Origin of the sequence: Streptomyces sp. NBC_01351 (assembly GCF_036237315.1) — a bacterium.
Taxonomy (GTDB): domain Bacteria; phylum Actinomycetota; class Actinomycetes; order Streptomycetales; family Streptomycetaceae; genus Streptomyces.
In genome coordinates this window covers 2,717,897-2,742,074 of the sequence record NZ_CP108356.1, presented here as the reverse complement: position 1 = coordinate 2,742,074, position 24,178 = coordinate 2,717,897, and the positions used below count along the sequence as shown (strand labels likewise).

25 protein-coding genes are annotated in these 24,178 nt (G+C 70.3%); 18 read left to right on the top strand and 7 right to left on the bottom strand.

Annotated elements, in window-relative coordinates; genetic code table 11:
• Positions 1–3 precede the first annotated feature (3 nt).
• The 11 genes from OG625_RS12145 (at position 4) to OG625_RS12095 (ending at position 10,019) form a co-directional block, all read left to right on the top strand.
• Complete coding sequence (locus OG625_RS12145; protein WP_329379209.1) at positions 4–1,338, top strand: MraY family glycosyltransferase; 1,335 nt, start codon at positions 4–6, stop codon at positions 1,336–1,338.
• Positions 1,339–1,614: 276 nt separating this feature from the next.
• Positions 1,615–2,052, top strand: coding sequence for a hypothetical protein (locus OG625_RS12140; protein ID WP_329379207.1), 438 nt, complete (start codon positions 1,615–1,617; stop codon positions 2,050–2,052).
• 241 nt (positions 2,053–2,293) lie between these two features.
• Positions 2,294–3,103: a F0F1 ATP synthase subunit A gene (gene atpB, locus OG625_RS12135; RefSeq protein WP_329390603.1), complete on the top strand. Its 810-nt coding sequence runs from the start codon at positions 2,294–2,296 to the stop codon at positions 3,101–3,103.
• Positions 3,104–3,182: 79 nt separating this feature from the next.
• Positions 3,183–3,407, top strand: coding sequence for an ATP synthase F0 subunit C (gene atpE, locus OG625_RS12130; RefSeq protein ID WP_030545783.1), 225 nt, complete (start codon positions 3,183–3,185; stop codon positions 3,405–3,407).
• Positions 3,408–3,449: 42 nt separating this feature from the next.
• On the top strand, positions 3,450–3,992 hold the full coding sequence (locus tag OG625_RS12125; RefSeq protein ID WP_329379203.1) for a F0F1 ATP synthase subunit B: 543 nt from the start codon (positions 3,450–3,452) through the stop codon (positions 3,990–3,992).
• Positions 3,989–4,804, top strand: a complete 816-nt coding sequence (locus OG625_RS12120; RefSeq protein WP_329379201.1) for a F0F1 ATP synthase subunit delta — start codon at positions 3,989–3,991, stop codon at positions 4,802–4,804. The genes OG625_RS12125 and OG625_RS12120 overlap by 4 nt, the downstream gene beginning before the upstream one ends.
• Before the next feature lie 129 nt (positions 4,805–4,933).
• On the top strand, positions 4,934–6,529 hold the full coding sequence (gene atpA / locus OG625_RS12115) for a F0F1 ATP synthase subunit alpha (RefSeq protein WP_329379198.1): 1,596 nt from the start codon (positions 4,934–4,936) through the stop codon (positions 6,527–6,529).
• Between the two features lie 20 nt (positions 6,530–6,549).
• Positions 6,550–7,467, top strand: a complete 918-nt coding sequence (locus OG625_RS12110) for a F0F1 ATP synthase subunit gamma (protein WP_329379195.1) — start codon at positions 6,550–6,552, stop codon at positions 7,465–7,467.
• Complete coding sequence (atpD, locus tag OG625_RS12105) at positions 7,467–8,909, top strand: F0F1 ATP synthase subunit beta (RefSeq protein ID WP_329379193.1); 1,443 nt, start codon at positions 7,467–7,469, stop codon at positions 8,907–8,909. The genes OG625_RS12110 and atpD overlap by 1 nt, the downstream gene beginning before the upstream one ends.
• 165 nt (positions 8,910–9,074) lie before the next feature.
• Positions 9,075–9,449 (top strand): F0F1 ATP synthase subunit epsilon, encoded by a 375-nt coding sequence (locus OG625_RS12100; protein WP_329379191.1) that lies wholly within the window; start codon positions 9,075–9,077, stop codon positions 9,447–9,449.
• 123 nt (positions 9,450–9,572) lie between these two features.
• Positions 9,573–10,019, top strand: a complete 447-nt coding sequence (locus tag OG625_RS12095) for a DUF2550 domain-containing protein (RefSeq protein WP_329379189.1) — start codon at positions 9,573–9,575, stop codon at positions 10,017–10,019.
• Positions 10,020–10,161: 142 nt separating this feature from the next.
• Here OG625_RS12095 and OG625_RS12090 read toward each other — a convergent pair whose 3' ends face one another.
• From OG625_RS12090 to OG625_RS12080, 3 genes are all read right to left on the bottom strand, one after another.
• The gene (locus OG625_RS12090) at positions 10,162–12,063 is read right to left on the bottom strand and encodes a glycoside hydrolase family 18 chitinase (protein WP_329379187.1); all 1,902 of its coding nucleotides are present in this window, start codon (positions 12,061–12,063) and stop codon (positions 10,162–10,164) included.
• Positions 12,064–12,188: 125 nt separating this feature from the next.
• The gene (locus OG625_RS12085; protein ID WP_329379185.1) at positions 12,189–12,845 is read right to left on the bottom strand and encodes a response regulator transcription factor; all 657 of its coding nucleotides are present in this window, start codon (positions 12,843–12,845) and stop codon (positions 12,189–12,191) included.
• Positions 12,842–13,951, bottom strand: a complete 1,110-nt coding sequence (locus OG625_RS12080; protein WP_443067883.1) for a sensor histidine kinase — start codon at positions 13,949–13,951, stop codon at positions 12,842–12,844. The genes OG625_RS12085 and OG625_RS12080 overlap by 4 nt, the downstream gene beginning before the upstream one ends.
• 247 nt (positions 13,952–14,198) lie before the next feature.
• Between OG625_RS12080 and OG625_RS12075 the strand changes: the two genes are divergently transcribed.
• Complete coding sequence (locus tag OG625_RS12075) at positions 14,199–14,744, top strand: hypothetical protein (RefSeq protein ID WP_329379183.1); 546 nt, start codon at positions 14,199–14,201, stop codon at positions 14,742–14,744.
• A gap of 5 nt (positions 14,745–14,749) precedes the next feature.
• Here OG625_RS12075 and OG625_RS12070 read toward each other — a convergent pair whose 3' ends face one another.
• The gene (locus OG625_RS12070) at positions 14,750–15,274 is read right to left on the bottom strand and encodes a hypothetical protein (protein ID WP_329379181.1); all 525 of its coding nucleotides are present in this window, start codon (positions 15,272–15,274) and stop codon (positions 14,750–14,752) included.
• A 52-nt stretch (positions 15,275–15,326) separates the two neighbouring features.
• A complete protein-coding gene (locus OG625_RS12065) occupies positions 15,327–15,899 on the bottom strand; it encodes a cob(I)yrinic acid a,c-diamide adenosyltransferase (protein WP_329379179.1) in 573 nt (190 codons plus the stop codon).
• A 116-nt stretch (positions 15,900–16,015) separates the two neighbouring features.
• On the opposite strand from OG625_RS12065, the gene OG625_RS12060 reads away from it, so the two are divergent.
• From OG625_RS12060 to OG625_RS12045, 4 genes are all read left to right on the top strand, one after another.
• Positions 16,016–16,555, top strand: a complete 540-nt coding sequence (locus OG625_RS12060; protein ID WP_329379177.1) for a hypothetical protein — start codon at positions 16,016–16,018, stop codon at positions 16,553–16,555.
• Between the two features lie 174 nt (positions 16,556–16,729).
• The gene (locus tag OG625_RS12055) at positions 16,730–17,578 is read left to right on the top strand and encodes a 3-hydroxyacyl-CoA dehydrogenase family protein (RefSeq protein ID WP_329379174.1); all 849 of its coding nucleotides are present in this window, start codon (positions 16,730–16,732) and stop codon (positions 17,576–17,578) included.
• A gap of 217 nt (positions 17,579–17,795) precedes the next feature.
• Positions 17,796–18,119 (top strand): STAS domain-containing protein, encoded by a 324-nt coding sequence (locus tag OG625_RS12050; RefSeq protein ID WP_030153791.1) that lies wholly within the window; start codon positions 17,796–17,798, stop codon positions 18,117–18,119.
• A gap of 192 nt (positions 18,120–18,311) precedes the next feature.
• Complete coding sequence (locus tag OG625_RS12045; protein ID WP_329379171.1) at positions 18,312–21,158, top strand: ATP-binding protein; 2,847 nt, start codon at positions 18,312–18,314, stop codon at positions 21,156–21,158.
• A gap of 57 nt (positions 21,159–21,215) precedes the next feature.
• Here OG625_RS12045 and nucS read toward each other — a convergent pair whose 3' ends face one another.
• Positions 21,216–21,887 carry an endonuclease NucS gene (gene nucS, locus OG625_RS12040; RefSeq protein ID WP_329379169.1) on the bottom strand — a complete coding sequence of 224 codons (672 nt, stop codon included), beginning with the start codon at positions 21,885–21,887 and terminating at the stop codon, positions 21,216–21,218.
• Between the two features lie 219 nt (positions 21,888–22,106).
• Here nucS and OG625_RS12035 point away from each other — a divergent pair, with 219 nt between their 5' ends.
• Entirely contained in the window at positions 22,107–22,499 is a 393-nt protein-coding gene (locus OG625_RS12035) for an SCO5389 family protein (protein ID WP_329379167.1), read from the top strand.
• Between the two features lie 75 nt (positions 22,500–22,574).
• Here the strand turns inward: OG625_RS12035 and OG625_RS12030 are convergent, their stop codons facing one another.
• A complete protein-coding gene (locus tag OG625_RS12030; protein ID WP_329379165.1) occupies positions 22,575–23,606 on the bottom strand; it encodes an LLM class flavin-dependent oxidoreductase in 1,032 nt (343 codons plus the stop codon).
• Positions 23,607–23,836: 230 nt separating this feature from the next.
• Here OG625_RS12030 and OG625_RS12025 point away from each other — a divergent pair, with 230 nt between their 5' ends.
• A complete protein-coding gene (locus tag OG625_RS12025; RefSeq protein WP_329379162.1) occupies positions 23,837–24,163 on the top strand; it encodes an ATP/GTP-binding protein in 327 nt (108 codons plus the stop codon).
• Positions 24,164–24,178: the final 15 nt, after the last annotated feature.

Genomic DNA, 24,178 nt, shown 5'->3' with positions numbered 1-24,178 from the left:
CCCGTGCGTGAATATCTGCTGACGCTTTGCGTCACGGTCGCGGTGACCTACCTGCTGACCGGGCCCGTGCGGAAGTTCGCGATCGCGGCCGGGGCCATGCCGGAGATCCGCGCCCGCGACGTGCACCGGGAGCCGACACCGCGGCTCGGGGGCATCGCCATGTTCGGCGGACTGTGCGCGGGGCTGCTGGTCGCCGACCACCTGCGGAACCTCAACGGCGTCTTCGAGCTGTCGAACGAACCGCGCGCGCTGCTCTCCGGAGCGGCGCTGATCTGGCTCATCGGCGTGCTCGACGACAAGTTCGAGATCGACGCCCTGATCAAGCTCGGCGCACAGATGATCGCCGCGGGCGTGATGGTCATGCAGGGCCTGACCATGCTGTGGATCCCGGTGCCCTTCATCGGCACGGTCGCGCTCACCCAGTGGCAGGGCAACCTGCTCACCGTGGCCCTCGTCGTGATCACCATCAACGCGGTGAACTTCGTGGACGGCCTCGACGGCCTGGCGGCCGGCATGGTCTGCATCGCCGCGTGCGCGTTCTTCCTGTACGGGTACCGCATCTGGTTCGGCTACGGGATCGAGGCCGCGGCCCCCGCGACCCTCTTCGCCGCGATCCTGATGGGCATGTGCCTCGGCTTCCTGCCGCACAACATGCATCCCGCGCGCATCTTCATGGGCGACTCGGGCTCGATGCTCATCGGCCTGGTCCTCGCCGCCGCCGCGATCTCCATGACCGGCCAGGTGGACCCGGACGCGATGGCGCTGTTCGCCGGCGGCGAGCGCAACGCGACGCACGCGATGCTCCCGGTCTTCATGCCGCTGGTGCTGCCGCTCACGATCATCGCGATCCCGGTGGCGGACCTGGTCCTGGCCATCGTCCGGCGCACGTGGAAGGGCCAGTCGCCCTTCGCGGCCGACCGCGGGCACCTGCACCACCGGCTGCTGGAGCTCGGACATTCGCACAGCCGTGCCGTGCTGATCATGTACTTCTGGTCAGGACTGATCGCCTTCGGCGCGGTGGCCTATTCGGTGCATTCCACCTCGATGTGGATCGTGCTCGCCATCGCCGCCCTGAGCGCCGTGGGCCTGATCCTGCTGCTCCTGCCGCGCTTCACCCCGCGTGCCCCGCGGTGGGCCGAGGGCCTGGTCCCGCCCCGCTACCGGCACGCGACGCGGGCCGCCGAGGCCGCGGCGGAGGCGGCCGCGCAGGACGCCTCGGGCGCCGAGCCGGAGCCCGCCAGGCCGATCGTGGCGGGTGTCTCCGGCGTCAACGGGGCGACCGCCGTGGGCGCCCGTTCGCGCTTCCCCGACCGCCGTAAGGCCGAATCGACCCGCTGAGATCCGGGACGCAAGTCCGACATGGAAGCCCTTTACCAGACAAGTCGCACGCTTGTCGCGCACACACGCGCAGGGTCCCTCTCATGTGTGACAGTCGGCACACTCGGCAGGTAAAGCTCTCATCAAATAGTTTGTGATACCGTTCACTAAACCCGGCGACAGAGCCGAAGGACCGTAGTGCGACGGTCCCTTGGCCCGAGGACCTTTCTCGGACCGGGCTTACGCTCGTCCCGTACGAGTCCCGTGCCCCCACCACCACAAGCGGAGCAAACCGCCATGCGGTCAGACGACGTCCGACTCCTCCTGCAAACCGCCGTACCCACTGCTGTCGCCGGCGCTATCGCCGCCGTGATCAGCGGTCTCGTGGTCGGCGGCAAGGGGGCGGTCGGTGCGCTCGTCGCGACGCTGGTCGTGATTTTGTTCATGGGCATCGGATTCATCGTTCTGCAGCGCACCGCGAAGTCGCTTCCGCACCTGTTCCAGGCCATGGGGCTCATGCTCTACGCGGCCCAGATCCTGTTGCTCTTCGTCTTCCTCGCGGCGTTCAAGAACACCACCCTGTTCCACCCCAAGGCCTTCGCCATCACGCTCGTCGCCACCACCCTGGTGTGGATCGGCGCGCAGACGCGTGCTCATATGAAGGCCAAGATCCTTTACGTCGAACCGGACTCGATGAAGGGCGACAAGCCCGAAAATCAGGGGCCGAAGTCGTGAGGGGTAGGGCCGGGATAAGTGGGCGTTCGAGATCCTGCTATCGTCCGGTGCCAACTGCGGCACTGCGGGCGCGGGCATCTGAGCTGACGCCTGTTCCATCGCGAGGCTCGATGCCTGATTGCCGCCCCACCATCCGTAACACCAGTCCAGTGCCGAACCGCGGCTTCTCGCCGCGCCGACACAACGAGGTTGCCGTACCTATGCGCCACGCTGAAGGAGCCCTGCGGTGAGTGCTGCTGACATGACGCTCGCCTTCGAGATCAATTGTCATTTCGAAGACGGCACTGGCTGCGGCTTCCCGGGCCCGTCCCTGTACTCGTTCATGTTCGAGCCGATCTTCGGCGACGCGAACAGCAACCTGTACTTCAACAAGACGATGCTGCTCGCCCTTCTGGGCTCGATCGTCATCGTCGGCTTCTTCTGGGCTGCGTTCCGGAAGCCGAAGGTCGTCCCGGGCAAGCTTCAGATGGTCGCCGAGGCCGGCTACGACTTCGTACGCCGCGGCATCGTCTACGAGACGCTCGGCAAGAAGGAGGGCGAGAAGTACGTCCCCTTCATGGTCGCGACGTTCTTCTTCGTCTGGATCATGAACCTGTGGTCCATCGTCCCGCTCGCCCAGTTCCCGGTGACCGCGATCATCGCGTACCCGGCCGGTCTTGCCGCGATCATCTACGTGATGTGGATGTCCGTGACCTTCAAGCGCCACGGGTTCGTCGGCGGCCTGAAGAACCTCACCGGCTACGACAAGTCCCTCGGTGGGATCCTGCCGCTGGTGATGGCGATCGAGTTCTTCTCGAACGTCCTGGTCCGCCCGTTCACCCACGCGGTCCGACTGTTCGCGAACATGTTCGCCGGTCACACCCTGCTGCTGCTGTTCACCATCGCCAGCTGGTACCTGCTGAACGGGATCGGCATCGCGTACGCCGGTGTCTCGTTCGTCATGGTCATCGTGATGACCGCGTTCGAACTCTTCATCCAGGCTGTTCAGGCGTACGTCTTCGTGCTCCTGGCCTGCAGCTTCCTGCAGGGCGCGGTCGCCGAGCACCACTGAGCGCCGCCCGCTCCTGCAACCCCCCGAATCGTCCGGTGGCCAACCCCCACCGGTCCATGAAAGAGAAGGAAGAACTGGCATGTCCCAGACCCTTGCTGCTGTCGAAGGTTCCCTCAGCTCCGTCGGTTACGGTCTCGCGGCCATCGGCCCGGGCGTCGGCGTCGGCATCATCTTCGGTAACGGCACCCAGGCTCTTGCCCGTCAGCCCGAGGCTGCCGGTCTGATCCGCGCCAACCAGATCCTCGGCTTCGCCTTCTGTGAGGCGCTCGCCCTCATCGGTCTGGTCATGCCGTTCGTCTACTAAGACGAACTCCACGACTAGTCCGAACCGACGAAAGGCACTGATGTGAACCTCCTGGTTCTCGCGGCTGAGGAGCCTCAGAATCCCCTCATTCCGCCGATCCCCGAGCTCGTCATCGGTCTGATCGCCTTCGTCATCGTCTTCGGTTTCCTCGCGAAGAAGCTCCTCCCGAACATCAACAAGGTTCTGGAAGAGCGCCACGCGGCGATCGAGGGCGGTATCGAGAAGGCGGAAGCCGCTCAGACCGAGGCCCAGAGCGTCCTGGAGCAGTACAAGGCCCAGCTCGCCGAGGCCCGGCACGAGGCCGCTCGCCTGCGCCAGGAAGCGCTGGAGCAGGGCACTGCGCTCAAGGAAGAACTGCGCGCAGAGGGCCAGCGGCAGCGTGAGGAGATCATCGCTGCCGGCCACGCCCAGATCGCGGCCGACCGCAAGGCCGCCTCGCAGGCGCTGCGCCAGGACGTGGGCAAGCTCGCCACCGACCTGGCCGGAAAGCTCGTCGGCGAGTCCCTTGAGGACCACGCCCGACAGAGCCGTACGATCGACCGTTTCCTCAGCGAGCTCGAGGAGAAGGCCGAGGCGGCCCGATGAACGGAGCGAGCCGCGAGGCGCTGGCCTCCGCGCGCGAGCGTCTCGACGCGCTGACGGACAACACGTCCGTCGACGCGGCGAAGCTCGCCGGCGAGCTGGCAGCCGTCACCGCGCTGCTCGACCGTGAGGTCTCGCTGCGTCGGGTCATCACGGACCCGGCGCAGTCCGGTGAGGCCAAGGCCGAGCTCGTGGGCCGACTGCTGTCCGGCCAGGTGGGCGGGGAGACCCTCGACCTGGTGTCCGGCATGGCTCGGTCCCGCTGGTCGCAGTCCCGTGACCTGGTGGACTCGCTTGAGGAGCTGGCGGCCACCGCCGACCTCACGGCGGCCCAGCAGTCGGGCGCGCTCGACAACGTCGAGGACGAGGTGTTCCGCTTCGGCCGGATCGTCTCCTCGAGCACCGAGCTGCGCGCCGCGCTGACCGACCGGGCGGCCACCGTCTCCGCCAAGAGCGAGCTGCTCCGCAGCCTGCTCGGCGGCAAGGCGAACGCCGTCACCGAGCGCCTGGTCACGCGTCTCGTCACGCTGCCGCGTGGACGTAGCCTGGAAGCGGGACTGGAGTCCCTTTCCACGCTCGCCGCCGAGCGCCGCAACCGCATGGTCGCCACCGTGACCAGCGCGGTTCCGCTCAGCGACGTGCAGAAGCAGCGTCTCGGCGCGGTGCTGGCCAAGCTGTACGGCCGCCAGATGCACCTGAACCTCGACGTGGACCCCACGGTCCTCGGCGGCATCCAGGTGCGGGTCGGCGACGAGGTCATCGACGGCACCATCGCGGACCGCCTCTCCGAGGCGTCCCGCCGCATGGCCGGCTGACCAGCCACCAATAGAACAAAGCATTCCTAGCGGCCCGGTTGGGCCGTGCAGAACTTGCAGAAGATTCCTGGGGGTCGCCCCCAGACCCCTAAGAAGCTTCAGGCCCAACAAGGAGAGCAGGGAACCCAGATGGCGGAGCTCACGATCCGGCCGGAGGAGATCCGGGACGCACTGGAGAACTTTGTCCAGTCGTACCAGCCGGACGCGGCCTCGCGCGAGGAGGTCGGTACGGTCAGCGTTGCCGGCGACGGCATCGCGAAGGTGGAGGGCCTGCCCTCCGCCATGGCGAACGAGCTGCTGAAGTTCGAGGACGGAACCCTCGGTCTCGCCCTCAACCTCGACGAGCGCGAGATCGGTGCGGTCGTCCTCGGCGAGTTCAGCGGTATCGAGGAGGGCCAGCCGGTGCAGCGCACCGGTGAGGTTCTCTCCGTAGGTGTCGGCGAGGGCTACCTCGGCCGCGTCGTCGACCCGCTCGGCAACCCGATCGACGGCCTCGGCGAGATCGCGACCGAGGGCCGCCGCGCCCTCGAGCTGCAGGCCCCCGGCGTCATGGTCCGCAAGTCGGTCCACGAGCCGATGCAGACCGGCTACAAGGCCATCGACGCGATGGTCCCCGTCGGCCGTGGCCAGCGTCAGCTGATCATCGGCGACCGTCAGACCGGCAAGACCGCGCTGGCCGTCGACACGATCATCAACCAGCGCGACAACTGGCGCTCGGGCGACGTGAACAAGCAGGTCCGCTGCATCTACGTCGCCATCGGCCAGAAGGGCTCGACCATCGCGTCCGTTCGCGGCGCCCTGGAAGACGCCGGTGCGCTCGAGTACACGACGATCGTCGCCGCCCCGGCGTCCGACCCGGCCGGCTTCAAGTACCTGGCGCCGTACACCGGTTCCGCCATCGGCCAGCACTGGATGTACGCCGGCAAGCACGTCCTGATCATCTTCGACGACCTGTCGAAGCAGGCCGACGCCTACCGCGCCGTGTCGCTGCTGCTGCGCCGCCCGCCGGGCCGCGAGGCCTACCCGGGTGACGTCTTCTACCTGCACTCCCGTCTGCTGGAGCGCTGCGCGAAGCTCTCCGACGACATGGGTGCCGGTTCGATGACCGGTCTGCCGATCGTCGAGACCAAGGCGAACGACGTGTCGGCGTTCATCCCGACCAACGTCATCTCCATCACCGACGGCCAGTGCTTCCTGGAGTCCGACCTGTTCAACGCGGGCCAGCGCCCGGCGCTGAACGTCGGTATCTCGGTCTCCCGCGTCGGTGGCTCCGCCCAGCACAAGGCCATGAAGCAGGTTTCCGGCCGTCTGCGCCTGGACCTCGCCCAGTACCGTGAGCTGGAGGCGTTCGCCGCCTTCGGTTCCGACCTGGACGCCGCGTCGAAGGCCTCGCTGGAGCGCGGCAAGCGCCTGGTCGAGCTGCTGAAGCAGGGCCAGTACCAGCCCATGCCCGTCGAGGAGCAGGTCGTCTCCGTCTGGGCCGGCACCACCGGCAAGATGGACGACGTCCCGGTCAACGACATCCGTCGCTTCGAGTCGGAGCTGCTGGAGCACCTGCGCCGTGAGCGCAAGGACCTCCTCACCTCCATCGCCGACGGCGGCAAGATGTCGGACGACACCCTGACGTCGATCGCCGACGCCATCGCCGCCTTCAAGCAGCAGTTCGAGACCTCGGACGGCAAGCTCCTGGGCGAGGACGCGCCGGCCGTCAACGTCTCCAAGTGACGACGGAAGGGACCTGACTCATGGGAGCGCAGCTCCGGGTCTACAAGCGTCGCATCCGTGCCGTCACGGCGACCAAGAAGATCACCAAGGCGATGGAGATGATCGCCGCCTCGCGCATCGTCAAGGCGCAGCGCAAGGTGGCGGCATCGATGCCGTACGCGACCGAGCTCACCCGTGCGGTGACCGCGGTGGCGACCGGTTCGAACACCAAGCACGCCCTGACCACCGAGGTCGAGGCGCCGGTGCGTGCCGCGGTCCTGCTCATCACGAGCGACCGCGGTCTGGCCGGCGGCTACTCCTCGAACGCCATCAAGCAGGCGGAGCGGCTCACCGAGCGGCTGCGCGGCGAGGGCAAGGACGTCGACACGTACATCGTCGGCCGTAAGGGTCTGGCCTACTACGGCTTCCGCGAGCGCAAGGTCGCGGAGTCGTGGACCGGCTTCACCGACAGCCCGGCCTACGGCGACGCCAAGCGTGTCGCCGGACCGCTGATCGAGGCCATCCAGACGGACACGGCCGAGGGCGGCGTCGACGAGCTGCACATCGTCTACACGGAATTCGTGTCGATGATGACGCAGAACGCGGTGGACGGCCGGATGCTGCCGCTCAGCCTCGACCAGGCTGCGGAGGAGAGCGGTACGAAGGGCGAGATCCTTCCGCTGTTCGACTTCGAGCCGTCGGCGGAGGACGTCCTCGACGCCCTTCTGCCGCGCTACGTCGAGAGCCGCATCTACAACGCACTGCTGCAGTCGGCCGCTTCCGAGCACGCCGCCCGCCGTCGTGCGATGAAGTCGGCCACCGACAACGCCGGAGACCTCATCAAGAGCCTCTCCCGGCTTGCCAACGCGGCCCGCCAGGCCGAAATCACCCAGGAAATCAGCGAGATCGTCGGTGGCGCGAGCGCCATGGCTGACGCGACCGCGGGGAGTGACAAGTAATGACGACCACTGTTGAGACGGCCGCCGCCACGGGCCGCGTCGCCCGGGTCATCGGCCCGGTCGTCGACGTGGAGTTCCCCGTCGACGCCATGCCCGAGATCTACAACGCCCTCAAGGTCGAGGTCGCAGACCCGGCCGAGGACGGCAAGCTCAAGACGCTGACCCTCGAGGTCGCGCAGCACCTGGGTGACGGCCTCGTCCGTACCATCTCGATGCAGCCGACCGACGGCCTGGTTCGCCGCGCCGTGGTGACCGACACGGGCGAGGGCATCACCGTCCCCGTCGGTGACTTCACCAAGGGCAAGGTCTTCAACACCCTGGGTGAGGTGCTCAACTACCCCGAGGCGAACGCCGAGGTCACCGAGCGCTGGCCCATCCACCGCAAGGCGCCCCGCTTCGACGAGCTCGAGTCGAAGACCGAGATGTTCGAGACCGGCGTCAAGGTCATCGACCTTCTCACCCCGTACGTCAAGGGTGGAAAGATCGGTCTGTTCGGTGGTGCCGGTGTCGGCAAGACCGTTCTGATCCAGGAAATGATCTACCGCGTCGCCAACAACCACGACGGTGTGTCGGTCTTCGCGGGCGTCGGTGAGCGTACCCGTGAGGGCAACGACCTCATCGAGGAAATGGCCGACTCGGGCGTCATCGACAAGACGGCGCTTGTCTTCGGTCAGATGGACGAGCCCCCGGGCACCCGTCTGCGCGTCGCCCTCGCCGGTCTGACCATGGCGGAGTACTTCCGCGATGTTCAGAAGCAGGACGTGCTGTTCTTCATCGACAACATCTTCCGGTACACCCAGGCGGGTTCCGAGGTGTCGACCCTGCTCGGCCGTATGCCCTCCGCGGTGGGTTACCAGCCGAACCTGGCCGACGAGATGGGTCTCCTCCAGGAGCGCATCACCTCGACCCGTGGTCACTCGATCACCTCGATGCAGGCGATCTACGTCCCCGCGGACGACCTGACCGACCCGGCGCCGGCGACCACCTTCGCCCACCTCGACGCGACGACGGTTCTTTCCCGTCCGATCTCCGAGAAGGGCATCTACCCGGCCGTGGACCCGCTGGACTCGACGTCCCGCATCCTCGACCCGCGGTACATCGCGGCGGACCACTACGCCACGGCGATGCGCGTCAAGGGGATCCTGCAGAAGTACAAGGACCTCCAGGACATCATCGCGATCCTCGGTATCGACGAGCTGGGCGAGGAGGACAAGCTCGTTGTCCACCGTGCCCGTCGCGTCGAGCGCTTCCTGTCGCAGAACACCCACGTGGCGAAGCAGTTCACCGGCGTGGACGGTTCGGACGTTCCGCTCGAGGAGTCGATCACCGCGTTCAACGCGATCTGCGACGGTGACTACGACCACTTCCCCGAGCAGGCGTTCTTCCTGTGCGGTGGCATCGAGGACCTGAAGGCGAACGCCAAGGAGCTGGGCGTCTCCTGATCCGGCGCGCTCCGCGAGGAGCGCATCCGGTTCGCAGGCCACCAGCGAACGCTGAAAATGTCTGCATCGGGAGAGGGACGGGTGTGTCCCGTCCCTCTCCCCACGCCCATTAGAATTTGACCCAACACCCGGCTGACCCGCCGGGTGGTGACCCGAGGAGCCACCTTGGCTGCTGAGCTGCACGTCGAGCTGGTCGCGGCGGACCGCAATGTCTGGTCCGGCGAGGCCACCCTTGTTGTCGCCCGCACCACGTCCGGCGACATCGGCGTCATGCCCGGTCACCAGCCGCTTCTCGGTGTGCTGGAATCGGGCCCGGTGACCATCCGTACCAGCGAGGGCGGCACCGTCGTCGCCGCGGTGCACGGCGGTTTCATCTCGTTCGCGGACAACAAGCTGTCCCTGCTGGCCGAGATCGCCGAGCTCGCGGACGAGATTGACGTCCAGCGCGCGGAGCGGGCACTGGAGCGCGCCAAGTCGGACGCCGATGCGGCATCCGAGCGACGCGCCGAAGTCCGGCTGCGCGCCGTCGCGGGGCACTGAGCCCCGTACCAACGTGTGAAACCTCAGCCGCGGTCCCTTCCGGAATTTTCCGGAGCGGGTCGCGGCTGAGGCGATGCAGGTCTGTTTTTCGTCTGTATTCGATGAGCGAGGAGGTCGGTGAAGATGCTCCTCGCTCTGCTTGTGAGCGGCCTGGTCGTAGCCCTGGTGGTGATCGGGCTGTTTGTCTTCGGGCTGCGCCGACGGCTGATCCAGCGCTCCGGCGGTACCTTCGACTGCTCCCTGCGCTGGGGTGTGGCCGAGGAGCCCGACATCTCCGGCAAGGGCTGGGTGTACGGGGTCGCGCGCTACGGCGGCGACCGCATCGAGTGGTTCCGGGTGTTCAGCTACTCGCACCGCCCGCGCCGCGTGCTGGAGCGCGCTTCGATCGAGGTGATCGCCCGCCGCGCGCCCGAGGGTGAGGAAGAGCTCGCCCTGCTGTCCGACGCCGTCGTGCTCGGCTGTCTCCACCAGGGGACCCGCCTGGAGCTGGCGATGAGCGAGGACGCGCTGACCGGGTTCCTGGCGTGGCTGGAGGCCGCACCGCCCGGGCAACGGGTAAATGTTGCGTAAGTTCCTTGCCCGTTGACTGGGGGTCCCCCGGACGAAGTCTGGGGGAGGTCAACGTCGCGTAGCGCGTACAGGAAGTGAAGAAGCCGGGAGGACGGGGGCGGACCCGTCTTCCCGGCTTCCGCCTTTTACCGGCGCGGGCGCTCTACTGGAGACCGCTGTGGATCGCGTTCGCGAGCTCACCGTTCGTGGTGTCGCCGCTGAACTCCCAGAAGAAGGCTCCCTTGAGGCCCTGCTGCTTGGCCCAGGTCATCTTCCCGGCGATGGTGGCGGGGGTGTCGTAGCTCCACCAGTTGCTGCCGCACTTGGCGTAGGCCGTGCCGGCGATGGTGCCGGTGGCCGGGCAGCTGCTCTTGAGCACCTTGTAGTCCTCGATGCCCTGCTCGTAGGTGCCCGCGGCCGGTCCGGTGGCGGTGCCGCCCGGTGCGGCCTGGGTGACGCCGGTCCAGCCGCGGCCGTAGAAGCCGATGCCGAGGTTGAGCTTGGAGCCGGCGATGCCCTTGCCCTTGAGCTTGGTGATGGCGGCCTCGGAGTTGAAGCCCTGCTGCGGGATGCCGCTGTAGGAGGTGAGCGGGGAGTGCGGGGCCGTCGGTCCCTGCGCCGCCCACGCGCCGAAGAAGTCGTACGTCATCACGTTGTAGAAGTCGACGTACTGGGCGGCGCCCGCGTAGTCGGCCGCGTCGAGCTTGCCGCCGTTGGAGCCGTCGGCGGAGATGGCGGCGGTGACCAGGTTGCTCGCGCCGAACTTGGCGCGCATGGCCTGCATCATGTTCTTGAAGGCGGCCGCGCCCGAGGTGTCACAGGACAGGCCGCAGGCGTTCGGGTACTCCCAGTCGAGGTCGATGCCGTCGAAGACGTCGGCCCAGCGCGGGTCCTCGACCAGGTTGTAGCAGGAGTTCGCGAAGGCGGTCGGGTTGGCGGCGGCCTGGCCGAAGCCGCCGGACCAGGTCCAGCCGCCGAAGGACCACAGGACCTTGATGTTCGGGTACTGCTTCTTCAGCTTGCGCAGCTGGTTGAAGTTGCCGCGCAGCGGCTGGTCCCAGGTGTCGGCGACGCCGTCGACGCTCTGGTCGGCGGTGTAGGCCTTGTCGTAGTCGGCGTAGGAGTCACCGATGGTGCACTGGCCGTTCTGGACGTTGCCGAAGGCGTAGTTGATGTGGGTGATCTTGGCGGCGGAGCCGGAGGTCACCAGGTTCTTCACGTGGTAGTTGCGGCCGTAGACGCCCCACTCGGTGAAGTAGCCGAGCTTGACCGGGCCGCCGGGCGGGGGCTCGGTGGTGCCGCCCGTGGTGGTGACCGAGACGCTGCCGGAGGAGGGGCCGGTCTGGTCGATGGTGTCGCGGGCGGTGACGGTGTAGCTGTAGGTGGTGGCCTTGGTCAGGCCGGTGTTCGTGTAGCTGGTGCCGGTGACCGTGGCGATCTTGGTGCCGCCGCGGTAGACGTCGTAGTTCTTGATGCCCTTGTCATCGGTGGCCGCGCCCCAGCTCAGGGTCAGCGAGGTCTCGGTGACGCCGCTCGCGGTGGGGGTGCCCGGCGCCGTGGGGGGAGTGTCGCCGGGCTGGGTGGTGCCGTCGCAGGAGCCACCGTTGATCTTGCAGCCGCTGGGGGCGCCGCTGCCGGTGCCGTTGAAGCCGAAGCTGGCCGTGGCGCCGGGGGAGAGGGTGCCGTTCCAGCCGACGTTCTTCCCGGTCCAGTGGGTGCCGGAGTTGGTGACGGTGCCGTCCCAGGCGGAGGTGACCGCGGTGCCGGCGGGGAAGTCCCACTCGACGGTCCACGAGGTGATGGTCGTGGTGCCGGTGTTCTTCACCGTCCACTTGCCCTCGAAGCCGGTGCCCCAGTCGGAGACCTTGGTGTACGTCGCGGTGACGGAGGTGGCCGCCTGGGCCGGGCCGGCGAGGGCGACGAGCCCGGAGACGGGCACGGCGATGGCGGCGATGACGGCCGCGACTCTGGTGAAGAACCGGGTGCGCCTGGTGCGGGGTGGGGGTGCTGTGCTCAAGGGTGTTCCTCCGTAGGTCCGTCTCCGTCGTGGGGTCGACGTCGACATGGGGGTGGGACCTGCGCCGCCCGTGAGCACGCTTTGTCATGGCACGCTCACCACAGTGTTGCGGTGAGCGTAGAAAGGTCTGGACCAAGCGTCAAGAGGTCCAGACCGGTGTCCCTGGAGCGGTACTAGATCCCCAATTCCTGGGCCAGTACGGCTGCTTGGACGCGGCTGCGGAGCTCCAGCTTGCCCAGCAGGCGACTGACGTGCGTCTTCGCCGTCGCCTCCGCCATGTCCAGCCGTACGGCGATCTCCGCGTTCGACAGTCCCTCGCCCAGGCAGGACAGCACCTCGCGCTCGCGCCGGGTCAGCGTCTCCAGGGCCGGCGGGGCGGCGGGCCTGGCGGGGGGCGCCGGTGCCGCGAACTCCGCGATCAGCCGCCGCGTCACCGCCGGTGCGATCAGGCCCTCCCCGCGCGCCACCGTCCGTACCGCGGCGATCAGCTCCGCCGCCTCCGCGTCCTTCAGCAGGAAGCCCGAGGCCCCCGCCCGCAGCGCCCCGAACACGTACTCGTCGAGGTCGAAGGTGGTCAGCACCAGTACGTCCGCCAGGCCCTCGGCGACCACCCGCCGGGTCGCGGACACCCCGTCGAGCCTCGGCATCTGCACGTCCATGAGGACGAGATCCGGCCGCAGCTCCCTGGCCAGGCGCACCGCCTCCTCCCCGTCGGCGGCCTCGCCCACCACCTCGATGTCGCCCGCGCTGCGCAGGATGAGCACCAGCCCGGCCCGTACCGCGCTCTGGTCCTCCGCCACCACCACCCGGATGGTTCCCGTCACGGTCATGCCTCCATCGCCTCGACCTCCGCGGGCAGTGTCGCCCGTACCCGCCACACCGCGCCGCTCCGGCCGGCCGTGAACTCCCCGCCCAGCAGCTCCGCCCGCTCCCCCATGCCGACCAGCCCGGCCCCGGAGCCGGGGGCGCGGGGGCCGGGCCGGTCCCCGTACGGGGAGTCCACGGCCACGGTCAGCCCCGCCTCGGTGCGCGCCACGCGGACCGTGACCGTGCCCGGGCAGGCGTGCTTGAGTGCATTGGTCAGCGATTCCTGGACGATCCTGTACGCCGCCAGCTCCACCGGGGCCGGCAGGGGCGGGCCGGGGGGCCGATCGTCCGCGAGTACGAAGGCCAGCCCGCTGGCCGACCCGTTCGTCCGGGCCTGGCCGAGCAGGGCCGCCAGCCCGTCCAGCGAGGGCACGGCCGACGCCTCCTGCTCCGCCCCCGCGTCGCGCAGCAGCCCGATCAGCCGGCGCATTTCGGCCAGCCCCTGCACGCTGTTCTCCCGGATCACCCCGAGCGCGTCCCGGCTGGTTTCGGCCGTGTCGATGGACAGTGCGGCGGTGGAGTGGATCGCGATGGCGGAGAGGTGGTTCGCGACCATGTCGTGCAGCTCCCGGGCCATTCGGGCCCGCTCGGCGGTCACGGCCTGGCTGCGGTCCATCTCGGCCAGCAGCGCGGTCTGCTCGGCGCGCAGCCGGGCGGCCACGGCGGCCTCGCGGTGATTGCGCAGGGTGGCGCCGGTGAGGGCCGGGCCGAAGCTGACGAGGCCGGTGACCACGCCGATCAGCAGGGCTTCGGGGGTGCGCAGCCAGGCCAGGAAGCCGATGGTGACGCCCACGGTGATCAAGCCGGTGCTGACCGGGAGCCGCCGGGCCGCGGCGGGCGTCCCGTAGACGACGGCGGCGTACATCAGGTCGGTGAAGATCAGGATGGTGATGAGGCTGCCGACCGTGAACTCGTTGGCGATCACTCCGAGGGTGCCGACGATCAGGGCCGTCGAGGGCCTGGACCGGCGCAGCAGTTCCATCGCGGCGAGCACCACGAGGGGGACCAGGGCGGCCCAGGCGGGCAGCAGGTGCCGGTTGCCGCTGCTGTAGACGCCCAGCGACCACATCAACAGGCCCACGAGGAGGCCCGCCACGGCGAGGAGGACGTCGTGGCGGTGCGGGCGCAGGTTCTTCGTGGTCACGGTCCCATCCAACAGGGTGTGCGGGGCGCCGACCTCGGCGGAGAGGGCGAGTTTCCGGTACATCGAAGGATGCAGTCGCACGTCGTCAATGGCGACGACGAATCGGGCCCGGCGGGACGGGAGTCTGGGAGTACGTCGCAACGTCGCACCCCCGAGCGGAACGGAGAGTCCCGTGATCGTCACGCTGATCATCGCCTGCGAGGTCGGCTTCTGGGTCCTGCTGGCCGTCGGCCTGGCCCTGCGCTACCTCGCGAAGATGCCCCGGCTGGGCGCGGCGGTCCTGCTGTGCGAGCCGCTGCTGGAACTGGTCCTGCTGGTGGTGACCACGCTGGACCTGAAGAACGGCGCCGAGCCGGACTGGAAGCACGGTCTCGCCGCGCTGTACATCGGCTACACCGTCGCCTACGGCCACTACACGGTGAAGTGGCTCGACGGCCACGCCGCGTACCGGCTGGCCGGGGGACCGAAGCCGCCCGGCGCCGGGTACGGGACGGCCCGCGCCGTCCACGAGTGGAAGCTGTGGATCCGTACCGTCGTGGGCGCGGCCGTCGCGCTCGGCCTGCTCCAGGCCGCCATCTGGTACGTGGGCGAAGCGGGCGACGTCAGCTCGCTGAAGGCGTGGCAGCTCGGCGCCCTGCGGGCGGTCGGCATCCACGCCCTGATCGCCGCCACGTACACGATCTGGCAGAAGAAGGCCCCCGCGGGCGCCGAGGTCTAGGCCGTCTAGCGCGGGATGGCCCAGCTGGCGGCCTCGGCGGCGCCGGTCGGGCGCCACACGGCCGCGAGGGGGCGGCTCCCGGCGGCGCCGGGGAACTCGATGGTGCCCTGCGCGCACTCGCCGGGCTTGAGGGTGACGCTCTCGGGGGCGTAGGCCGTACCGGGGTCGACGGCGGGCAGGCTCTTGCCGTCCACGTCGCCCTCCTGCCTGCGGAGCCCGAAGAACTGCCGGTCGACGGGTACGGGAGCGCCGGATTCGCTGCAGACCTGCACGTTCACCTGGTCGTACCTGGCGTTCGCGGATGCCGCGCCGGCCGGCTCGTGCTGCTCGTAGGACAGCACCGTGGTCGTACCGGTGGCCTTCGCGCCGTCGGCCAGGGTGCCGGTCCACTCCCACGTCACGCCGAGGGGCAGCGGGTCGGCCGGCGGCGCCGAGTACGTGACCTCGCCGTCGGATCCGCTGCAGCCGGCCAGGGCGGCGCAGAGCATGCCGACGGTCAGGATCGCGGTGGTGGTGCGGCGGTTGTGCATGGAGTCCCCCGGGACGAGCGCAGGCGCGCGGACGTCCGCGCGCCCCCGGAGGCTACCGCTCGCCGCCCGGTACCCACAGCACGTCGCCGACCTCCTTGTTGGCGACCCGGGCCAGGATGAACAGCAGGTCGGAGAGGCGGTTCAGGTAGGTGGCGGTCAGCGGGTTCATCACCTCGCCGTGCACCTCCAGCGCCGCCCAGGTGGACCGCTCCGCCCGCCGGACCACCGTGCAGGCCTGGTGCAGCAGGGCCGCGCCGGGGGTGCCGCCGGGGAGGATGAAGCTGCGCAGCTTCTCGACCTGCTCCAGGAAGTGGTCGCAGTCCGCCTCCAGCTTGTCGACGTAGAACTGCTCCACGCGCAGCGGCGGGTACTCCGGGTTCTCGACCACCGGGGTGCACAGGTCCGCGCCGACGTCGAACAGGTCGTTCTGCACACGGACCAGGACCTTCACGACCTCCGCCGACAGACCGCCGAGCGCGATCGCCGTCCCGATGGCCGCGTTGGCCTCGTTGGCGTCGGCGTACGCGGAGATCCGCAGGTCGGTCTTGGCCGTGCGGCTCATGTCGCCGAGGGCGGTCGTGCCCTTGTCGCCAGTACGGGTGTAGATGCGCGTCAGGTTCACCATGCGGCCAGGGTAGTGCGGGCCGCCGGGGAAATGCCGGGCGAGGCGGCGGCCTTCCGGCGTACGGTCGGGCGGGGCCGCGGGGGGCCCGCGGGCCATGGGCGCAGGGGAGCGGTGGATTGACCGACGTGTACGGAATCTGGCGGCAGGCCGAGGCGCTCCGGCAGATCGACGCCCTGGCGGGTTTCCTCGCCACGCGATACCCGGACAGTCCGGACACCCGCCGCGCACTGGCCGAGCGCGCCGAGTCCGGACGCGCGGCGGCGGTCGCCGGGGACGTGGGCGAGGCCTGGGACCGGATCCGGGACCTGCGCGACCACGCCGACTGCTGGGCCGGTCACCCCCACCACCCGGGCGAGCCGGGCGCCGCCGAGCTCGACGCGCTGGTCTGGGACTACGCGAAGGACCTGCTGCGCACCGAGCTCCGGCCGGGGGAGCGGGACGTCCCCGAGGCGGCCCTCACCCTTTCGATGCTGCACCACGCGCACCGGGAGATCTGCGAGTACCGGGAAGCGGACGCGGCCGCCCGGGCCGATGCCCACTACCTCGCGGGCCGCGGCGCCATGGCCGTCGAACTGGGCCATCTGCCCGCGGCCCGGAGGGAGCTGGGTCGGCTGCGGGCGGTGGCGGCGCGCTTCGAGGACGCCGACGACGAGTGAACTGTGAGGCAGGGCACGGCTGCTGGGCCGGACCGGTGTGATGTCCGTCATTTGAGACGTGACGCGTGTTACTTCGCGGTCACTCCGCACCGCCCGGGCGCTAGTCTCCGCCGGAGTGGCTACACGACCGGGCCTTGTCGAGGCCGGGGTCCGATCAAGAACTTGGGGTGTGCAGTGGCTGGGAAGCTCGCCGTCATCGGTGCCGGGCTGATGGGTTCCGGAATCGCTCAGGTCTCCGCCCAGGCGGGTTGGGACGTCGTGCTGCGCGACGTCACCGACGCGGCGCTCACCCGGGGCACGGACGGTATCAAGGCCTCGTACGACAAGTTCGTCTCCAAGGGCAAGCTCTCGGCAGAGGACGCCGAGGCGGCCCTCGCGCGGATCACGACGACCACCGACCTCGACGCCGTCGCCGACGTCGACATCGTCGTCGAGGCCGTCTTCGAGAAGATCGAGATCAAGCACGAGATCTTCCGCGCCCTCGACAAGATCGTGCGCGAGGACGCCATCCTCGCCTCCAACACCTCCGCCATCCCGATTACCAAGATCGCGGCCGTGACGGAGCGTCCGGAGCGGGTCGTCGGCGCGCACTTCTTCTCGCCCGTCCCGATGATGCAGCTCTGCGAGCTCGTCCGCGGCTACAAGACGAGCGACGAAACCCTCGCCACCACCCGCGCGTTCGCCGAGTCCGTCGGCAAGACCTGCATCGTCGTCAACCGCGACGTCGCCGGCTTCGTGACGACCCGTCTGATCTCCGCCCTCGTCGTCGAGGCCGCAAAGCTCTACGAATCGGGCGTGGCCTCCGCCGAGGACATCGACATCGCGTGCAAGCTGGGCTTCGGCCACGCGATGGGCCCGCTGGCCACCGCCGACCTCACCGGCGTCGACATCCTGCTCCACGCCACCAGCAACATCTACACCGAGTCGCAGGACGAGAAGTTCGCGCCGCCGGAGCTGATGCGCCGGATGGTGGACGCCGGCGACATCGGCCGCAAGAGCGGACAGGGCTTCTACAAGCACTGAGCCGCAGGACCGGGCGACCGGACCGGGCGACCGGACCGGGCTTCTTCGGCCCGGTCGCCGAGCACCATCGTTCGAATCCCATCACCCCACGGAGTGAATTAGGTATCGGTTCGCTCACGGTCGGCAACTTCCCTGCCCGCGAGGCAGTCAGTTGCAGTGAGAGTTGCCGACCACGGACCAGTCGGACCACACGTACGCGGTACTGCCAGGAGCACACATGCACATCAGGGGCGACCACGCCGAACTCGCTGTCGGGGGCCGCCTCGACGTGCGCAGCGCGGCGGACGCCCGAACGGCCCTCCACACCGCCCTCGACGACGGGCACGGCGACCTCGTGCTCGACCTCACCGGGCTGGACTCGTGGGACGCCACCGGACTCGGCGTGATCATGGGTGCGCACCGGCGGGCCGGCCGGACCGGAAGGCGCCTCGTCCTGCGCGGCGTGCCGCCGCAGATGCAGCGGCTGCTGGTGGCGACCCGGCTGCACCGGATCCTCGCGATCGAGGGCGGCCTGGAAGCGGAGTCCCTCCCCAGGGTGTAGCCGCTCGCACCGCGACCTGCACACTTCCTGCGGAAAGTAACGGTCCGGTGGTGATGGCCACCCTGCGGTTCCCCGCACGACCGGCCACGGTCTAGGGTTCGGGCGGAAACCGGACCAGTAGCGAGAGCGGCGTGTGCGAAGGCCGGGCGGTAACGACGGCGACAGCGCGCAGCGCGATCGGGGGACTTGGTCATGGACCTTACGCAGGGGCATACCGATCCGGAGGAACGTTCCGGGGAGTCCCGACGGTCCGCCCGGACGCCGGCGTCCTCGCCCGCCGTGCCGGCCGCGCGGCTGGTCACCCTCATCGCCGGCGAGTACTCCCTCGCCGTCAACCCCGTCGACGGCAGTGAGATCGAGCCGCCCCGTCCCGGCACCGACACGAGCCGCCCCGCCAAGCGCGACGCGGCCGCCCGGGCCGCCCGGGACGCCGCCGCTCGTCCGCCCGTACTGCCCGGACCGCCGATATCCGTCCGGCCCCTCTTCGAGCGCGAGGAAGAGCAGGAGCGGCTCGTCCGGCTGCTCGGCCGCGGCCGCTCCGTACGGCTGACCGGACCCGCCGGATCCGGCCGCACCGCCCTGCTCGACGCGGTCGCCACCCGCTGCGCGACCCTCGCGCCCGACGGCGTCGTACGGCTCTCCGGCCACGGACACCAGCAGCCCGGCGAACTGCTCCAGGCTCTGTACGCGGCCGTGTACGACGCCCCGCGCGAGCGGCCCGACAGGATCACCCTCCTCGCCCGCGTCCGGGACATCGGCGCCATCGTCCTCCTCGACGACCTGGACATGGGCGGGAACGCCCTCGACGAGCTGCTGCGCGCCACCCCCGAGTGCGCCTACCTGCTGGCCGCGACGCCCGACACCCGGGCGCCCTCCGAGGACTCGCACCTGGAAGAGGTGTTCCTCGGCGGCCTCAACAAGGCCGACAGCCTGGCGCTCCTGGAGGCGGGCCTCGGACGGCCGCTGACCGACCCGGAAACCGCCTGGGCGACCGACCTGCGGTTCGCCTCCGAGGGGCTGCCGCTGCGCTTCGTACAGGCTGTGGCACTGCTGCGGCAGCGGGACGAGCTCAACCACACCGACGAGGACGAGGACGAGGACGAACCCGGCGTCTTCGAGGAACGCCCGCGCGACGCCGTGCACGTGCCCCTGCCCACGCTGGCCGAGGGCGCGGCCCCGGCCGAGCTGCTGGCCTCGCGGGTCAGCGAGTCGGCGCGCGCGGCCCTGCGGATCGCGTGTGCGCTGGGCGGCGAGATGCCGCACCACACGCACCTGCCGGCGCTGGTGGGGGACACCCACGCGGACTCGGCGGTCGCGGAGCTGCTGGCCTGCGGGCTGCTGACACCGGTCGGCGCCCGCTACCGGCTCGCCGCGGGCGTCGCGCGACAGCTGGAGGAGGTCGGGTACGGGGACACCGCCGCCGAGGAGGCCCGTACGGCCGCCCGGCACTACGCCTGGTGGACCGGGCACGCATCGGTGACCCCGGAGCGGGTCGCGGTCGAGGCGGAGGCGGTACTCGCCGCACTCGCCGGCGCGGACGTGGTGGCGGCGGTGCTGCTCGCGCGCACGGCGGCCCCGGCGTTCGCGGCCTCGCTGCACTGGGAGGCGTGGGAGCGGGTGCTGCGCGCGGGCGCGGAGGCCGCGCGCAAGGCGGGAGAGGTCGCCGAGCAGGCGTACTTCCACCACGAACTCGGCGTGCTCGCGCTGTGCGAGGGGCGGCTGGACCGGGCGCGGGCCGAACTGGAGACCTCCATCGGGCTGCGCGGCGCGCTGGCCGACAAGCGGGGCACCGTGGCGGGGCGGCGGGCGCTGGCGCTGGTCGTCGACCGCGAGGCGGCGGAGGCGTCGTCGTCGCCGCCCCTGCGGCTGGAGCCCCCGGCGCTCCCGGCGGGTACGGGTGCCCCTGGCTCCGGTGGCGCGGTTGCCCTGCGGGGGGCCGCTGCCGGCGCGGGTGGTGCCGGTGGGGAGGTTGCCCTGCGCGGGCCCGGTGCGGGTGCGGCCGGTGTGGCCGGGGCGCTCGGCTCCGGTGGCCCCGTGGCTGCGGCGGAACCGGCCGGTCCGGGTGGCGGTTCCGGCTTCGCCGGTAAGGCGGGCCCTGGTGGTGCGGTTGCGCTGCGCGGGCCGGGTGCGGGTGGCCTCGGCGGCGCGGCAGGCGCGGCAGGTGCCGGCGGGCTGGGTGCCGCGGATGGTGCCGGCGGTCCGGGTGGCAGTGCCGGTGGCGGGGCTGGTGCGGCAGGTGCCGGCAACCTGGGTGGCCGTGCCGGTGCCGGTGCTGGTGCCGGTGTCAGTGGGCTGGGCAGTGGCGCTGGTGTCGGCGGGGCCGGTGGTGCGGCCGCTTCGGCCGGTGGCGTTGGGTTCGGCGGGGCCGGTGCGCCCGGTGCCGCGGGCGGGGCGAAGGGGCCCGGTGGCCCCGCGGGTGCGGGGACGGCGCCGTTGCCCGTGCCGGTTTCGCCGGAGGCGGTGACGCGGGTGACTCCCGTGGTGCCGGTGCTGCGGCGTACGGAGACGCCCACGACGCTGTCGGCCGTGTTCGAGGACGCGTTCCCGCTCACCCCGAAGTCCGCCGACCCCGCTCCGGCGCCCGCCGCGGCGCCCGTCACGGAGCACCGCCGGCGCCGCATGGTGCTGTTGGCCGCGGCAGGAGCGCTGACGGTGGTGGCGCTGGGCACCGTGGTGAGCCTGGCGATGAACTCCGAGGACACCGCGCCGCCCGCCCAGGGTCCCGCGGTGTCGTCGACCCCGTCGAGCACGGCTCCGTCCACGGCGCCCGGCACGACCGAGCCCGTCGCGGAGCCGCCGGTGACCGCGCCCTCGACGGAATCCTCGACCCCCGCAGAGACCGGCTCCCAGACCACTCCGGGCAAGACCCCGTCGCGGAAGCCGGCCCCGACCCCGACGAAGACCCGGCCGTCGTCCTCGGTCTCGCCGTCGCAGACGTCCGCGGAGCCGTCGCCCACGCAGTCGACGACCACCCCGAGTCCGACCGAGTCACCCGTGGTCCCGCCGCCGGAGACCGTCCCGCCGCCCGCCAACCCGTAGGGCCGGGTCCGGGGCGGCGGCGCCCCGGACCATCGAGGCGTACCGGCCGCGGGCCCGTCAGAACAGGCGGAGCTTGTCGTCCTCGATGCCGCGCAGGGCGTTGTAGTCCAGGACCACGCAGTCCATGCCGCGGTCGGTCGCCAGGACCTTCGCCTGCGGCTTGATCTCCTGCGCGGCGAAGACACCCCGCACCGGGGCAAGGTGCGGGTCGCGGTTCAGGAGCTCCAGGTAACGGGTCAACTGCTCGACGCCGTCGATCTCACCGCGCCGCTTGATCTCCACGGCCACCGTCGCGCCGGAGGAGTCGCGGCAGAGGATGTCCACCGGGCCGATCGCCGTCATGTACTCGCGCCGGATCAGGGTGTAGCCCTCGCCCAGGGTTTCGATGCGGTCCGCGAGGAGCTCCTGGAGGTGGGCCTCCACACCGTCCTTGATGAGGCCGGGGTCGATGCCGAGCTCGTGGGAGGAGTCGTGGAGGACTTCCTCCATGGTGATGATGAGCTTCTCGCCCGCCTTGTTGACGACGGTCCAGACACCGGCCTCGTCACCGCTCCCCTCCTTGAGGGTGCACGGCGGCGACATCCAGTTGAGCGGTTTGTACGCCCGGTCGTCCGCGTGGATCGAGACACTGCCGTCAGCCTTCACGAGGATCAGACGGGGTGCCGAGGGCAGATGGGCGGTGAGCCGGCCCGCGTAGTCGACGGAGCAGCGGGCAATGACGAGACGCATGGTCGGCAACGCTACTCGACGAGAAGGCCTCCACGCGATTCGCCCCTGAAAGCCCCCTTCGCGGATGGCGCGTTGTATGCGCATTCTCCTGGTGCGTCACCCATGGGGCGCCTACCGTGGTGAGCGGGAGGTTGCGGAGCGTGCACGCTGCGTCGCGGCCTCCTTCCCTGCCCGTAAGACTCCGGCAACCCAATCGCCGGGGTCGCGAGAGGAGAACCCATGTCGCTCGACGTCTCACCGGCCCTACTCGAACAGGCCGAGCGAGGCGAGGTCGACGAAGCCGCTTTCGTCGACTGCGTCCGGACCTCCCTGCCCTACGCATGGGAGATGATCAGCTCGCTGGTGGCCCAGCTGAAAGTGGACGGCGGAGAGTTCGCCGACAACCAGACGCCGCCGCCGGACGAGCAGGCGCGTGGGCAGCTGTTGCGTGCCCTCGCGAGTGACGCGATACGAGGTGCGCTGCAGCGGCACTTCGGAGTGCGCCTGGCATTCCAGAACTGCCACCGGGTAGCGGTGTTCCCGCTTGATTCCTCGGTGGACGACCGGCTGGCCAAGTTCACTTCGATCCGCGGTCAGCTGCTCAACCAGTCGCCGGAAATGCGCGACTGCTAGCTCGTACCGCCAGTACCACTAGTACCCGTTCGTACCGTTCGTGCTCTTCCGCACCACCAGCACCTCCGGCGGATCTCAGCCGAGACGGGGCAGGACCTCGGCGCCGAGGCGTCGTACGTTCTCCTCCGTCGCGGCGAGATCCCCGGAGCCCTCCGTCAGGAGGGCGAAGCGCGTGATGCCGGTCCGGGCGGACGTGGCCGCCAGCCGGTCCGCCGCCAGGGCCGGGGTCCCCACCGGGTGCAGATCGCACAGCAGTTCCGTGTACGCGACCGGATCCCGCATCGAGCGGATCCGCCCGTCCACCGTCACGTGCGCGTCCAGCCCCTGCTTCAGCCAGCCCGGCATCGCCTTCAGCAGCGTCTCGCGGGCATCGGCCGTGGTGTCCGCCAGCTGGCACACCCCGGCCGACACGTGGCCCGCGGCGGCCACGGAGGCCCGGGAGCGGCCCGCCGCCAGGGCGGTACGGCGCCACAGCGCCACCATCTCCGCCTTGTCCTCGTCCCCGCAGTGCATGCCGAGCAGCATCGGCAGTCCGCGCTGCGCGGCGAGCCGGACCGATGCCGGCGAGGTGCAGGCCACGATGACCTCCGGGCCCGACCCGTCCCCGTCCAGGGCTTCCGAGGGTCGCGGTACGACGGCCACCTCGCGGAACCGGTGCCGTTCGCCGGCGGCCGCCACGCGGGGCTCGGTCAGCCAGCGCCGCAGCAGGTCCAGGGCCTCCGGGAAGCCGTTCTCGTACGCGTCCAGGCCGCCCCCGAACACCTCCAGGTCCACCCACGGTCCGCCCCGGCCCACGCCCAGGGTGAACCGGCCGCCCGAGGTGAGGTGCAGCAGGGCCGCCTGCTCGCCGAGGGCCACCGGATGCGCGCTCGGCAGCACGCTCACCGCCGTGCCCACCCGCAACCGCCGGGTCCGGCCCAGCAGCAGGGCCGCCAGGGTCACGGCCGACGGGCAGACCCCGTACGGGACGAAGTGGTGCTCGGCGAGCCAGACGGCGTCGAGCCCCGCCTCCTCGGCCACCTCGGCGGTCCGCACCGCCCGGTGCAGTGCCTCGCCCTGTCCCTGACCCGGGAACTGGGCAGCCAGTACAAACGCTCCTACGCGCATCGCCTTTAGCCTCCTCGCGGCTGACGCGGCCTCCCCCAGGCGGACCGGTTCTTCCAATGGCAACAACGTCTGACACGTGCCAAAGGCACGGGCTGACAGGAAAGTTATTGGGATTGTCGGGCCATTCCCCGAGCGGAGCCCACCCGTCCACGACCACCCTGCGGGTACCCGGGCTCGCTGCGCGTAGTCTGGGAGAAAGTCACTGCCGTCCGCCCATACGTGAGGTATACGTGTCACCGCGCCACAACCGCCCCAGGGGCGGCGAGACTCCGGACGAACGCCCCAGCACCGGCCTCGACCGCTACGGGCTGGAGCGGACCGAGGAATACCAGGGCGAGGAGTGGAAGGTCCGGCACGTCGCGGGCGCCAACGCGGCGGGCAAGCGCTACCGCTGCCCCGGCTGCGACCAGGAGATCCCCTCCGGCACCCCGCACCTGGTGGCCTGGCCGGAGTACGGCGGCGTGGACGACCGGCGCCACTGGCACAAGGCCTGCTGGAACGCGAAGGACCGCCGCACCTCGAAGGTGCAGCGGTCCCGCAACGCGCCCAGGTACTAGGCCAAGGCCAAGGCG